The 13649-nt window shown below is 58.2% G+C and carries 10 protein-coding genes; 4 read left to right on the top strand and 6 right to left on the bottom strand.

Annotated elements, in window-relative coordinates:
- The first annotated feature begins 36 nt into the window (after nucleotides 1-36).
- Both ppc and ybaK read left to right on the top strand, forming a co-directional pair.
- A complete protein-coding gene (gene ppc, locus ACFOSS_RS03900) occupies nucleotides 37-2667 on the top strand; it encodes a phosphoenolpyruvate carboxylase (RefSeq protein ID WP_377150752.1) in 2631 nt (876 codons plus the stop codon).
- Nucleotides 2668-2807: 140 nt separating this feature from the next.
- Nucleotides 2808-3269, top strand: a complete 462-nt coding sequence (gene ybaK, locus ACFOSS_RS03895) for a Cys-tRNA(Pro) deacylase (protein WP_377150751.1) — start codon at nucleotides 2808-2810, stop codon at nucleotides 3267-3269.
- A 62-nt stretch (nucleotides 3270-3331) separates the two neighbouring features.
- Here the strand turns inward: ybaK and ACFOSS_RS03890 are convergent, their stop codons facing one another.
- From ACFOSS_RS03890 to metB, 4 genes are all read right to left on the bottom strand, one after another.
- Nucleotides 3332-5008 (bottom strand): amidase, encoded by a 1677-nt coding sequence (locus ACFOSS_RS03890; protein WP_377150750.1) that lies wholly within the window; start codon nucleotides 5006-5008, stop codon nucleotides 3332-3334.
- A 263-nt stretch (nucleotides 5009-5271) separates the two neighbouring features.
- Nucleotides 5272-6975, bottom strand: a complete 1704-nt coding sequence (locus ACFOSS_RS03885; protein WP_377150749.1) for a sensor domain-containing diguanylate cyclase — start codon at nucleotides 6973-6975, stop codon at nucleotides 5272-5274.
- 167 nt (nucleotides 6976-7142) lie between these two features.
- Nucleotides 7143-9572 (bottom strand): bifunctional aspartate kinase/homoserine dehydrogenase II, encoded by a 2430-nt coding sequence (locus tag ACFOSS_RS03880; RefSeq protein WP_377150748.1) that lies wholly within the window; start codon nucleotides 9570-9572, stop codon nucleotides 7143-7145.
- A 21-nt stretch (nucleotides 9573-9593) separates the two neighbouring features.
- Entirely contained in the window at nucleotides 9594-10754 is a 1161-nt protein-coding gene (metB, locus tag ACFOSS_RS03875; RefSeq protein WP_377150747.1) for a cystathionine gamma-synthase, read from the bottom strand.
- A 173-nt stretch (nucleotides 10755-10927) separates the two neighbouring features.
- Here metB and metJ point away from each other — a divergent pair, with 173 nt between their 5' ends.
- Nucleotides 10928-11248, top strand: coding sequence for a met regulon transcriptional regulator MetJ (metJ, locus tag ACFOSS_RS03870; protein WP_377150745.1), 321 nt, complete (start codon nucleotides 10928-10930; stop codon nucleotides 11246-11248).
- A gap of 256 nt (nucleotides 11249-11504) precedes the next feature.
- Here the strand turns inward: metJ and nudE are convergent, their stop codons facing one another.
- A complete protein-coding gene (gene nudE, locus ACFOSS_RS03865) occupies nucleotides 11505-12062 on the bottom strand; it encodes an ADP compounds hydrolase NudE (RefSeq protein WP_377150743.1) in 558 nt (185 codons plus the stop codon).
- Nucleotides 12063-12135: 73 nt separating this feature from the next.
- Between nudE and yrfG the strand changes: the two genes are divergently transcribed.
- Nucleotides 12136-12822, top strand: coding sequence for a GMP/IMP nucleotidase (gene yrfG, locus ACFOSS_RS03860; protein WP_377150742.1), 687 nt, complete (start codon nucleotides 12136-12138; stop codon nucleotides 12820-12822).
- 74 nt (nucleotides 12823-12896) lie between these two features.
- On the opposite strand, the gene ACFOSS_RS03855 is transcribed toward yrfG, so the two are convergent.
- Nucleotides 12897-13649, bottom strand: a complete 753-nt coding sequence (locus ACFOSS_RS03855; RefSeq protein WP_377150741.1) for a type II secretion system protein N — start codon at nucleotides 13647-13649, stop codon at nucleotides 12897-12899.

The raw sequence follows: 13649 nt of genomic DNA, 5'->3' as shown, positions 1-13649 counted from the left end.
TGGTAATCCTCACAAGAAAAGGGAAGGACGGACGTTATGCACGAGAAGTACGCGGCGCTACGCGGAAATGTTGGCCTGCTGGGTCAACTGCTAGGGAAGACAATCAAGGACCATCTGGGTGACGAATTTCTGGCGAAGATTGAGACGATTCGCCAATTGGCCAAGGCATCTCGTAAAGGGGATGAAAAAGCGCGCCAAGATCTGTTATCCATTCTGCACAGCCTGAGCGACGATGAATTGTTGCCGGTGGCGCGTGCCTTCAGCCAGTTTTTGAACCTGGCCAACGTGGCGGAGCAGTTCCATACCACCTCCCGCAACAATGAAGACAACCGCGGGCCGGATGCGATCGACAAGCTGTTCACCAAACTCAAGGCCAGCAAGCACTCCGAACAGGAGATCCTCGATGCCGTCAAGGCGCTGGATATTGAGCTCGTTCTGACTGCCCACCCGACCGAAGTCACCCGCCGCACCCTGATTCACAAGCAGGTTCAAGTCAATGAGTGCCTTGAGCATCTAGAGCTGGGCGACCTGACAGACCGGGAACGCAGTGTGATTCTGCACCGCATTGAACAACTGATTAATCAGGCATGGCATACCAACGAAATCCGCGAACAGCGTCCGACGCCGGTGGATGAAGCCAAGTGGGGTTTTGCGGTCATCGAAAACAGCCTCTGGCCCGCCATTCCGGATTTTATGCGCCAGCTGGATGAGCGTCTGTTTGAGACGTTTGGACTCCGTCTGCCGCTGGATGCCGCTCCCGTGCGCTTTGCTTCCTGGATGGGGGGCGACCGTGACGGTAACCCCTTTGTCACTGCCAAAGTGACACGTGAAGTGCTGCTGACCTCGCGTTGGGTAGCACTGAGCCTGTTTCTCAGCGACGTACAGGAGCTGGTTTCCGAGCTCTCGATGATCGATTGCGACGACGAGCTGCGTGCCCGCGCCGGCGGCCATAATGAGCCTTACCGCGCCGTCCTGCGCAAGCTGCGTGACGAAATCAAAGAAACCCTGCACAACCTGACAGCCCGCCTGAACGGCCAGTACACCGAAAACCGAGACCTGATCTCTCGTACCGAGCAGCTGCGCAAGCCGTTGGAAATCTGCTATCACTCCTTGCACAAGTGCGGCATGGGCATCATCGCCGATGGTCTGTTGCTGGATGTGCTGCGCAAGCTCTCCTGTTTTGGCATCACGTTGCTGAAGCTGGATATCCGCCAGGATGGAGAACGCCATGGTGAGGTACTTTCCGAGCTGACCCGTTATCTGGGTCTGGGGGATTACGCCCAGTGGAATGAAGAAGACAAGCAAGCCTTCCTGCTGACCGAATTGAACTCGCGCCGGCCGCTGTTGCCGCCAGACTGGCAACCGACCCCGGATAACCAGGAAGTGCTGGATACCTGTCGCGTGATCGCCGAAACCGATCCCGGTGCCTTTGGTATCTATATCATTTCCATGGCACGCCAGCCGTCCGATGTGCTGGCCGTGCAGTTGCTGCTGAAAGAAGCCGGCTGCAAGTTCCGTATGCCGGTAGCACCGCTGTTTGAAACCCAGAATGATCTGCAAAACGCCGCCGCTGTGCTCAACCGTCTGCTGTCGGTTGACTGGTATCGCGGTTACATTCAGGGTCAGCAGTACGTGATGATCGGTTACTCGGATTCGGCCAAGGATGCCGGCATGATCGCCGCAAACTGGGCACAGTATCGCGCCATGGAGCAGCTGGTTGAGATCGCCGAGCGTGAAGGGTTGAAGCTGAACCTGTTCCACGGCCGCGGCGGCACCATTGGTCGTGGTGGTGGACCGGCACATCAGGCGATATTGTCGCAGCCGCCGGGATCCCTGAAGGGGGGCTTCCGCGTCACAGAACAAGGCGAGATGATTCGCTTCAAGTTCGGCCTGCCGCAAGTGGCGATCACCAGCCTCAAGCTCTACACCAGCGCCGTACTCGAGGCCAACTTGCTGCCGCCACCGAAGCCGAAACGCGAATGGTGTGAGGTGATGGAACAGTTGTCACAGATCTCTTGTGACCACTACCGCAGCATCATCCGTGGCGAGCCGGACTTCGTCCCGTATTTCCGTGCCGCGACCCCAGAAATGGAACTGGGCAAGTTGCCCCTTGGCTCACGCCCCTCCAAGCGTAAGCCAAACGGTGGCGTCGAATCCCTGCGTGCCATTCCCTGGATCTTCGCCTGGACACAAAACCGTCTGATGTTGCCATCCTGGTTGGGCACCCACATCGCCCTGAATACGGTGGTGGCAGAAGGCAAGGAACCCTTGCTGGTCGAGATGAGCAAGGAGTGGCCATTCTTCCGCACCCGCCTCGAGATGCTGGAAATGGTGTTCCTCAAGGCCGACCACTGGCTCTCCGAATACTATGACCAACGCCTGGCTCCAGAAAGCCTGTGGCCGCTCGGCCAGCGTCTGCGCCAGGAGCTGAAAGACTCGACTGAAGTTGTTCTGCGTCTGCGTCCACAAGGTGGTCTGCTGGATGACCAGCCATGGATCAAGGAGTCCATCAAGCTGCGCAATCCGTACACGGATCCGCTGAACGTATTGCAGGTCGAACTGCTGAATCGCTCGCGTACCAATCCGGACGAGTTGCATCCACAGGTTGACCAGGCACTGATGGTGACCATCGCCGGCATTGCCGCCGGGATGAGAAATACCGGTTAGTACTTGCTGAACCAGGCCGGGGATTCCCCGGCCTGTTTGTTTCTGTTATCTGAGAGCATGTTTATCTGCGTCACCCCGAATTCATCGCCGTGACATACAGTCCCGTTAGCCTGCACCCACAGCCAGAGGAGAACAGACGTATGACCCCTGCCGTCCGCTACTTACGCCACACCGGCACCCAATTCACCACCCACCTGTACGAATGTGAAGTCACCGATGACTTCGGTCTGCATGCCGCAGCGCAACTCGGGTTGCCTGCCGAGCAGGTGTATAAAACCCTGTTGCTGCACCACGACAAACAGGTGGTGACCGCCGTGATCCCGGTTAATTGCATGCTGAATCTCAAAGAGGTGGCGAAGGCCGCCGGTCTGAAGAAGGTGGAGATGCTCAAACCTGCCGATGCCGAGCGCTTGACCGGTTACAAGGTGGGAGGCATCAGTCCATTTGCGCAGAAGAAACAATTGCCAACGCTGCTCGACACTCGAGCGTTACAACAGCCAGCGATTCTGGTCAGCGGCGGCAAGCGTGGCTTGTCGGTGGGCCTGGCTCCACAGGATTTTATCCAGTTACTGAATGCCACTGTGGCACCAATAGGTGAATAAACGGCCGTGGCGAAGACGAAGAAGCCGCCGATGGGCGGCTTCTCTTATTCTGGCGCAGCTGATTACAGCTCCGGGGTATAGAGCGGGGCCTGACGCGGCGAGGCCTGTTGCTGATAGCTGTACGCCAGCTTCAACAAGGTCGCCTCTGCGAACTCGCGGCCTAACATCTCAAGGCCAACGGGCAACGCCGGCGTGGTCGCCGCCATGCCTGCCGGCATCGTCAGCGCCGGGAATCCGGAGAAGGGGCTCAAGCGGTTGTTACTCCCCGCCGTGGGAGAGGTACCCAGCGCCGGGGCCAGGCCGAGGATGGTGGGATAAACAATGACATCAAACTCGGCACCCTGAGCAATGCCAGCGTCATCAAGATTTTCCAACGCCTGCAGCAATGCCGCGCGCACAACCTGCGGACGTTCGACAAGATTCAGTTGGTAATCGGCATTGGCACTTTGATCGCCGCAATAGGAACCATAAAAAGTGAAGGTTGATTGGTTGCGCGTCTCATACGCCAGGCTTTGTGCGACCTCCTGAAAGCTGGTGTAGTGATTATCCAGCGTGTTGGACCAAGAGCTCAGATACTCCGTCAGATCATTGCAGAACTCATAGCGCGACACACTCTTGTACTTGCTAAGAATGGTATCGAGGCCGGGAATAGTCACATCTTCAACCGTCGCACCGGCCGCCGCCATCTTCTCCAGCGCGGCGTTCATCACCGCTTGTACTGCCGCGTTCTCCTCACTGCTACCATCGCCAAACAAGGCACGCACAACACCGATATGAGCCCCCTGCAATGCGGTGGCAGACAATTCCGCAGCATAGCTATCCGGCAGATTGGTCATATCCCGATACGCCACAGCTGAGCCCACCAGTTCCGCATCATGTTCATAACTGCGGCGCTGTCCACTGTGTGTGGAGGCGTCGTACCCGACCAGGGCATCCATCACCAGCGCACAATCCTCAACGGTGCGACACATGGGACCCGCCGTGTCTTGAGTGTGCGCCAGCGGCACTATGCCATCCTGACTGACCAGACGCAGACTAGGACGCAACCCTACCAGCCCCTCCAGCGAGGATGGAACCCGGATCGAGCCGCCGGTATCGGTCCCGAGCCCGACCATGGCAAAACTGGCTGCGATGGCCGCTCCCGTTCCTGCCGAGGAACCACCGGGCCCCTTAGTCTGGTCATAGGCATTCTTGACCTGTCCTCGCATCGAGCTGCTGCCCTGATAACCAAAGGCAAATTCATCCAGATTGGCTTTACCCAGAATAATGGCCCCTTGGGCACGCAGACGCTGCACAATGAAGGCATCATCTTCTGGCTGGCTGTATTGCAATGCCAAGCCGCCCGCGCTGGTAGGCATATCGGCAGTGTCAATATTGTCTTTCAACAACACAGTGACACATTGTAATGGCTGCATGCTCTCGCCACTGGCCAGCGCGAGATCCTGCTCTCGCGCCGTATCGAGTGCCGTGGCGCTGACCGCGATGACGCTGTTGAGGGTCGGGCCCAGACTATCGTAGGCATTGATGCGATCGATATAGTGCTGAACCACCTGCTCGCAACTGGTCGTGCCGGCGGCCAGCGCAGCATGTAGCTGAGCAATGGTTCCCTCAACCGGTTTGAATTCAGCCAGCGGAGCGGGATCGGGCGGCACAGTGGTGGTGTCAGCGTCGCCGCAGGCGGACAATACCGCGCTGGCCAGCAGACAAAATACAAGCGTCTTTGATTGCACAAACAACATGGGGGGCATCCTTTGCAAATGGTCCAAACTGGATTCGATTCATCTCCTCCTGCGCAGAGGAGAATCCAGATATCGCAATGATGATGCCAACTTCCACGTCGCCACATTCAGTGCCCCTCAACCGCAGCCATGCGGGGGGATAGCGCTCGGTTCCAGGGCTTGGGTTTCGTGAAATACGGTGTGGACAAGGTGTCTGGACCACCAAAAATAGAGCATATGCTCATTATTGGCGCGTCATTATTAACCATACTATTAACAATGATTTAGCTAGGATTTACCAGCTCGGGCACTGCACTCGCTGCGTCCCGATGTTGTTGTTTGTCCTGATACATGGCCGCATCGGCGCGTCTTAGCACGCTGTCGAAACAGGGTTCGCCAGAGAGCCACTGACTGCTGCCGATACTCACCGAAACTGCGAGTACGCCATCCTGCCATCGCAATGGACAGCGACTCAGCGTGAGGCGCAAGCGAGCGATCAGCAAGGCGGCCTGATCCGCCTCCAGCCCAGGCAGCAGCAACAAAAACTCGTCTCCACCCATGCGGAAGGCATAATCACCGTGCCGCAGCTGCTGACGCAGCAGGCTGGCAACGTGTTGCAGCATCGCATCTCCAGCCGCATGGCCGTGAATATCATTAATCTGCTTAAAATGGTTGATATCCAGCAACAGCACCGCGACCGCTTGCTCGCGCTGTTGCAACACACCAACCTCCTGTTGGCTGATCTCCTGATAGGCACGGCGGTTATAGAGCCCCGTCAGACTGTCGGTTCGCGACTCCAGTTCGGCACGCAAACGCTGCTCACGCACCTGCTTGATACGATCGATCAGTGCCAACGACATCAGAATGCCATCCACCACCAGCCCACCATCAATCGCCTTATAAGTCACGTAATGAAAAGGCACAAATGCCATCACGGTACAGGCGGTTACCATGGTACCAACCAGTCCGCTCATGGTACCCAGCAGGAAAAAGCGCGCGGCACGATCGCCACACCGCCAGGAGTAGAGCCCCAAACAAAATGAATAGGCACTGACCAACGACGACATGACGATCGCGATCTCGACATGCCAGGGATAGCCGATGATGGGGCCGCTCAGGGCAAGCAACAGCGTCAGATACAGCAAACCGGAGGTTAGTCGATACAGACTCAGATGGCGCCGATGCAGTTCGAGAAAGGAACGGGTAAAAATCAGCCCAGCACACAAAAACAGGAAGATGGCCCCGGACTGCATCCAGTCCTGCCCGCCGGGATTATCGGCGAACAGCCAGGGGAACGTGTAGTTGTTATAAGCGGCGTTCATCAGCACAAAGGTGGCCAGATAGCCGACATAGGCCAATTGATAACGCTCACGCGTACCGACAAACAACAGCAGGTTGTAGAGTAACATGGCCAGGATGGCACCATAGACCAAGCCGCTGAAGATCCCATCGAACATTTGGCTATACAGAAACTGACTTTCGGTGGTCACGTTGATGGAGGCGATGAACGGATCCGGTGTTTGCACGCGCAACAGCACTTCGGATTGTCCAGGCAAAAACAGCACTCGCACATTGGGTGCAGGTACCGCGATTGCACGCGCACTGAATGGCAAACCGTTACCTGTATGATAGTGTGAGACGACCCCGTTCGGTGCCACTATGGTGAAGTCGACCTTATCTAGCCACCCCTGTAGCAGCCAGAGGATGCGCGAAACCGGCTCTGAACTCCGATTTTGCACCGAGAAACGGTACCAATAGGCCGCACGCGTGAAGGTGTGACTGGCCACCGGCTGAGCCAGCGGCACGAACCGTTCGCGAGGTAAGGAGGCCACATACTCCGGCGTCAGATTGCCTTGCGGGTCAGCGAGGTAAGCGACAGACTCACCTATCGCCTCATGTGGCCAGGCCAGATCCAGCGCCGGCAACGCCGCCCAGACCGGACTCATCAGCACATAACACACGCAGGCACACCACCACCGCAACGACATGAAAACGGCTCCTCTGATCCGACCGGAACAGTGTATCTGCCATTGCTAATATTGTCGCCACAGGGCACAAAAACTGCAGCTGAACGCTTAGTGAATCGAGTCAGCCTCTGCCAAAACACGATCATTAAGCGCCAAATGAGGAGGCCCCTAACCCGGGGCCTTTGCATTCAAAGGGCGGCGCAAACCGCCCACAGGTCGGCCTGCACGGCGGCGGCCGTCACTTCGCGCCCCGCACCCGGCCCCTGCAGAATAAGCGGGTTGGTGCGGTACCAGTCCGTCTCGACAGCAAAGATATTGTCGCATGGCCGCAGATTGACGAACGGGTGATGCGGCTCCAGCGCCTCAAGACCCACACTGGCGCGTCCATCCCGCTCCAGACGCGCGACATAACGCAGCATTTTTTGCTGCTGCTGTGCCTCTTCAAACGCATCCAGTACGGGATCATCCAGCTCGGCCAGCCGCTCCATAAATGCCTCTCGGCTCAACTGACGCAACGCGGGCGGTACCAGATTCTGCAGGCTGATCTGTTCCGGTTCCAGCGCAAAACCTGCCTCGCGGGCAAGAATCAGCAATTTGCGGCGGACATCCTGCCCGGACAAGTCTTCCCGCGGATCCGGCTCCGTCAAGCCATGTTGCCACGCCTCCTCGACCAGCTCGGAGAAGGGGCGCGTGCCGTCATACTGCTGGAACAGCCAGCTGAGCGTACCGGAGAAAATACCGCTGATGCCGTGGATTCGGTCACCGGAGTGGGAGAACATCTGCAACGTGCTCTGGATTGGCAAACCAGCACCGACGGTGGCGTTATAACGCCATTGCCGCTGGTGATCGAGAAAGCTCTGCCGGACCTTCTGGTATATCTCCGCCGGTGCCGAACCAGCAAACTTGTTAGCCGTGATCAGATGCGCGCCAACCTGTGCCAGCTCCGGGTAGGCAGCGCTGAGTTCGATACTGGCTGTCAAATCAATGGCAATCAGGTCATCGAAACTGTGCTGCTCCAGCTGCGCCAGGATCTCGGCCCAGGACTGCGGCTGCGGATGAAAGTTGTCCAGCATCTGCAGCGGATCGAGTCCACCATCAGCCAACAGACCACCTCGACTATCGAACACGCCAAACAACGTCAGCTCAAGATGATGTGCCGCCTCCAGGCGCGCTTTCTCCCGGGCGTAGAGCGCCAACCATTGCGAGCCGATGTTGCCGCGGCCAAATAGCACCACCCCAACCCGGCGGGTATGGTGAAATAAACAGGCATGCAGCGACAGCAACAACGGCTCCAACGTCAGCTCACGCACCACGGCAATCAGGCTAATACCTTCTTTGCTGGTCTGAATAAACTCCACCGGCAACTCGGCCAGCAAACGATAGAAGCGGTGACACTGCTCGGCATGATCACAGACCCCGGCACCGACCAGTGCCAGTAAGCTGTAGCCTTCACGTTGTATCAGTCCGGTATAGCCCCCTTCCGACTGAAAAGCCTGCAGCAATGCAAACGCGTTGGGCGCCGCTTCCGGGGTATAGGCCAGTCGCAGCACCTTGCGATCCGGCTGAGCGTGACAGGCCAAGGCGCTGAGCTGCTGGGCCGCTAATTGCTGTTCTATGGCGCCGATGACACTCCCGTACTCCTGGTGCGGTAACACCTTGAGCTCAATCAGCACCACCTGGTCCAGCGACGTGACAATGCGAGCCCCTTTTACCAGCGACTTGCGGCGCAGAATTTGTGTCGAGCCAGCCTGCGGATCGTAACTGCAACGCAACGCCAGCCGTTGCTGGCTATCGATGACAGGTTGCAGGGTGCGGCTGTGCAGCACGGGCGAGCCCAAACGCGCCAGCTCATTGGCCTCAGCTAGCGACAGCCGTTCCAGCAGGTGTGCCGATTTGACACGCCGCGGATCGGCACTGTAGACACCCGCGACATCACTCCAGATGGTGGTGGCTTCAGCCCCCGCCAGCGAGCCCAACAGTGTCGCCGAGTAGTCGGAACCGTTCCGCCCCAGCAACAGGGTGCGCCCAGCGGCGTCGGCAGCAATAAAACCGGTGACCACCACATACTGGCTGCCCAGCTCGGAAAGCAGGCTCTGCAGACGTTCACGGGATGCGGCCACGGCGACACGCGCCAGTGCAGCCTCTTCTGCGAGCAGGAAACGCCGGGCATCAAGCCAGCTGGCCTGGTTGCCACGCTCCTGCAGCAAGGCCGCCAACAGCCGTGCGGACCAGACCTCACCAAACGCCATTAGCCGGTTGCGCTCCAGCGCATCCATAGCGCCTTGTAGCGTCCGGGTGATCTCCTCCAAATCGGCAGCTAGCGCAGCCGACAACTGCAGGTGGCGTTCTCCCTCCAACAAGCCGTCAATCAGACCTTGTTGATAACTCTGCAAAGCACCGAACACCGCCGCCAAAGCGTGATCGCCGCTTTCGCTCAGATCCAGCAGTTGGATCAACCTATTGGTGGTCTTGCCTGCAGCCGAAACGACGATCAGCTCATCGCCACGCCCCTGCTGTTCAATAAGACCGGCCACCCGCCGATAACAGCCAGGATCGGCCAGACTGCTACCACCAAATTTGTGAACCTGACGCGCCAGTGGCGTCGTGAACTGCTGCATACATTCCTCGCTAGAAAATAATCAGGCTGCGGCCTGAGAAAACGCCTGTGCCAAATCAGCAATCAGGTCATCAGCATCTTCAATGCCGACCGACAACCGCAGCAACTGGTCGGAAATACCGGCCACTCGTCGCGCTTCCGGGTCCATACCGGCATGGGTCATGCTTGCCGGATGAGCGACCAGGCTCTCGACGCCACCGAGCGACTCGGCGAGGTTAAACAACTCCAGCGCGTCAAGGAAGCGTTGCATCTGCGCCAGATCAAAATCCACTTCGAAACTGAGCATGGCACCAAAGCCCTGCTGTTGACGACAGGCGATCTCGTGTCCGGGATGGCTTGGCAAACTTGGGTGATAGATGCGTGTTACCTGTGACTGCTGCTGTAAAAACGCAATGATAGATGCGGCATTTTCCTGGTGCTGACGCAGCCGCGGTGCCAGGGTGCGCAAGCCACGCAGGGTCAAATAGGCATCAAATGCCCCACCGGTATGTCCCAGACAGTTACCCCACCAGGCCAGTTGCTCCGCCAATTCAGGCGTCGCCGCGATCACAGCGCCGCCAACCACATCGGAGTGACCGTTGATGTATTTGGTGGTGGAGTGCACCACTATGTCCGCACCCAGCTTGATGGGTTGCTGTAACAGCGGCGACAGAAATGTGTTGTCGACGGCCACTTTCGCCCCTGCGGCATGGGCGGCATCGCACAGGGCCTGAATGTCGACCACGCGCAGCAAGGGGTTGGACGGGGTTTCGACCCAGACCAGCTTGGGTTGCTGTGCCAACGCCGCGGCCAATGCCAGCGGATCCCCCTGATCGACAAACAGCACCCGATAGCTACCGCGCGCGGCAACATGCTGGAATAAGCGATAGGTGCCGCCGTAACAGTCATGGGGGGCAAGCAGCAGATCGCCGGCCTGCAACAGCGCGCTGGCCACCAGGTTGACGGCGCCCATGCCGGTTCCGGTAATCACACAACCAGCGCCGCCCTCCAGGGCCGATAATGCCTGGCCCAGGGTATCCCGGGTCGGATTGCCGGAACGGCTGTAATCGTATTGCCGTTTCTGCCCATATCCAGCAAAGGTATAGTTGGTCGACAAGTAGATAGGAGGCACCACGGATCCGAACTGGTGATCCTCGCCAATTCCTGATTTGACCGCGTGGGTCTGCTGTTTGTAGTTGGCCATGACATCTCTCCTGTTCTGGCTACCGTGCTGGAAACTGGGATTGTTGCTACACCTTACCGAGCCCGACATGGGCCGTCAACACTTCTAGACGTCTAAATGGCTTTGCCTTCAGATTGCCATTACTTCCGGTACGGGTTAGAATCGCGCGGGATTCAATAGTCAACGGGTGAAACATGAAGACAGAGTGGAATGGTGACTATGTCAGTCCGTATGCCGAACATGGCAAGAAGAGTGAACAGGTCAAGAAGATCACCGTATCCATCCCGCTGAAGGTGCTGAAAATTCTGACCGATGAACGCACCCGCCGCCAGGTAAACAATCTGCGCCACGCCACAAACAGTGAGTTGCTGTGCGAGGCATTCTTGCATGCCTTCACCGGTCAGCCACTGCCGTGTGACGAAGACCTGCGCAAGGACCGCCCGGATGACATCCCCAGCGATGTCCAGCGTATCATGCAGGAGCTGGGTAAGCCGATTGAGAAGTTCGACGACTGAGTTCACGTCCAACGCCGAAAAAACAAAAGGCGACCCTGAGGGTCGCCTTTTATTTAATCTGTCAGTTGGAACCTGTTGCCAAAAAAGCGGCCCTGTTCGGGCCGTACAAGCTGTGTGTTATTCGCACAAGGATTCACACGACTAGCGGTGGACACTCCTTGTCACCCGGGCTTTCGCCTCAAGACAACACCATAGTAGGTAATCCCCGCTGACGGCACAGTGACCGAAACCATTTTCTTGTGCATAAATGGTGCAATTAGCGCTGCATTTTCAACCACTCCAGCGCCAGCAGCAAGGCGGCAACGCTGCGCGCATCACTGAACTCCGGCTCTGCCAGCAGCGCCTGCGCCTGCGCCAAGGGCCAACTCACCCGCTCCAAGGGCTCGGGTTCATCGCCGTCCCGCTGCTCCGGATAGAGATCTCTCGCCAGTAACACACTCATCCTGCTACCGAGGAATCCTGGTGCCAGCGTCAGCTCTTTCAGCGGAATAAGCGTTCCGGCACCGAAGCCTGTCTCCTCCATCAACTCGCGGTTGCCGGCCTGATCCGCATTTTCGCCAGGGTCAATCACCCCTTTAGGAAAACCCAGCTCATAGGCGTGGGTCCCGGCGGCATACTCGCGCACCAGCAGCAGGGTGCCGTCGTCCTGGATCGGTACCAACATGACTGCACCCTGGTGCCCCCCCTGCATCCGTTCATACTGCCGCTCAACCCCATTGGCGAACCTCAGGTGCAGGGACTCGATACGAAACAGCCGGCTCTGGGCTACCAGCTCACGCCGGAGAATCTCTGGTTTACGCTTTTCCCGACTCATGCCTGTTCGGCTATACTCGCCGCCTCCACCAGCCTAGACAGGCCATTGTAAGCCAACTGAGACGAGGAACAACATGCTCGCCTGGCAACAGATAGAGACAGTCCTGCTGGACATGGACGGCACCCTGATCGACTTGCATTTCGACAACTTCTTCTGGCAGCACCTGGTCCCGGAACGCTGGGGGGCCGCCCGAGGACTGGATCTGGCCACGGCACAGCAGACACTGGCGCCGGTATTTTCCGGTGTGGCCGGGACACTGAGTTGGTATTGTCTCGATCACTGGCGCCGCGAACTGGGCCTCGACATCATGGCACTGAAGCAGGAAGTGGCGGACAAAATCGCCTGGCGAGAAGATGCGCAAGTATTTCTGCAGCAGCTACGCGCCAGTGGACGCCGCTGTTATCTGTTTACCAATGCCCACCCGGACAGCTTGGCGCTCAAACTGCAGCGTACCGGACTGGATCGCTATCTAGACGGCCTCTATTCGACACACAGTTTTGGGTTGCCCAAAGAGGAGCAGGGCTGCTGGCAGGCGTTACAACAGACGCTGGGATTTGATCCGGCGCGCACGCTGTTTATTGATGACTCGTTACGCATCCTGCAGTCGGCACGGCAATTCGGAATCCGCCATCTGCTCGGCATACTGGCACCGGACAGTCAGCGCCCGGCCCAGGCATTGCCCGGCTTCCCGGCCATCCATCACTACCGCGAGTTGTTAGCATCGCTCAGCGCGGCAGCCCCCCTTGGCAAGCCAGGCTAGCCCTGTACCCGCTCGATACCGAGATTAGCGCCTATTCACCGGATGATGAGGTGAATAGGCGTCCCAAGGCCGATTCAGAATCGACCCGCATAATTCAAACGAATCGCCCCCTGGCTGTCGCGCTGACCAACAAAGTTCAGGTTCTGAGCAAAGGCTGGCGGCATATCGGCCCCCGGTGTCAACTTGCCCTCAAAACGATAGTTGCGTTTGGCATCCAGTTCACCGCGCCCGACCAGCGAGAAGTGTTGCGAAGTTTGTTGCAGCTTGGCCACCAGCGCCCCTTTCTCACAGCTCAGGTCAGCCTGTGCCTGCCCGACTTGCAACGCCCCCATCGGGGTGGTTACCTCGGCCGGCATCCACTGTAATCGACCGGTCAGCTCCTGACATTCGCCCTGCAGGGTGAGGCGCGCTACCGCCAGAGTCAATTGCATGCTGCCACTCGCCGTTACGGGCAAGGGCAGCGGCGACTGACTCAGCAACCAGTCAGCATCAGCCTTCAGGGCGACATCCCGCACCCGCGGCCCCCCTTGCCAGCCCAGCTCCGCGCTACCGGACAACGTATAACGGTCGTGCAGCGTCAACTCAATCACCGGATCGGCCAGTAGCACACTGGTGAGCGGAATACGCCACTCCAGCTTGTTCAAAACCAGGTTACGCCAACTCAGTTGCTCAATCTGACCATGCCACAGGCTGCCGCTGACGCCGGACACCAATAGACCGGGAGGCAATGTTACCCATGGCAACACCCGCGCGGCCGGAGCCTGTGCCAACAAAAACAGCAGGTAACAACACAACCCCGCCAGGGCGATCACAATCTTCTTTTTCAT

The sequence above is a fragment of the Pseudaeromonas sharmana genome (assembly GCF_042649925.1).
Classification (GTDB): domain Bacteria; phylum Pseudomonadota; class Gammaproteobacteria; order Enterobacterales; family Aeromonadaceae; genus Pseudaeromonas; species Pseudaeromonas sharmana.
This window is presented reverse-complemented; position numbering and strand designations above follow the sequence as displayed.

Excerpts from the sequence above, each read along its gene's own strand:
- ACFOSS_RS03885 (WP_377150749.1), bottom strand. The coding sequence starts at position 6,975 with ATGTCGTTGCGGTGGTGGTGTGCCTGCGTGTGTTATGTGCTGATGAGT.
- ACFOSS_RS03855 (WP_377150741.1), bottom strand. The coding sequence starts at position 13,649 with ATGAAAAAGAAGATTGTGATCGCCCTGGCGGGGTTGTGTTGTTACCTG.
- ACFOSS_RS03880 (WP_377150748.1), bottom strand. The coding sequence starts at position 9,572 with ATGCAGCAGTTCACGACGCCACTGGCGCGTCAGGTTCACAAATTTGGT.
- ppc (WP_377150752.1), top strand. The coding sequence starts at position 37 with ATGCACGAGAAGTACGCGGCGCTACGCGGAAATGTTGGCCTGCTGGGT.
- ACFOSS_RS03890 (WP_377150750.1), bottom strand. The coding sequence starts at position 5,008 with ATGTTGTTTGTGCAATCAAAGACGCTTGTATTTTGTCTGCTGGCCAGC.
- nudE (WP_377150743.1), bottom strand. The coding sequence starts at position 12,062 with ATGAGTCGGGAAAAGCGTAAACCAGAGATTCTCCGGCGTGAGCTGGTA.
- yrfG (WP_377150742.1), top strand. The coding sequence starts at position 12,136 with ATGCTCGCCTGGCAACAGATAGAGACAGTCCTGCTGGACATGGACGGC.
- metB (WP_377150747.1), bottom strand. The coding sequence starts at position 10,754 with ATGGCCAACTACAAACAGCAGACCCACGCGGTCAAATCAGGAATTGGC.
- ybaK (WP_377150751.1), top strand. The coding sequence starts at position 2,808 with ATGACCCCTGCCGTCCGCTACTTACGCCACACCGGCACCCAATTCACC.
- metJ (WP_377150745.1), top strand. The coding sequence starts at position 10,928 with ATGAAGACAGAGTGGAATGGTGACTATGTCAGTCCGTATGCCGAACAT.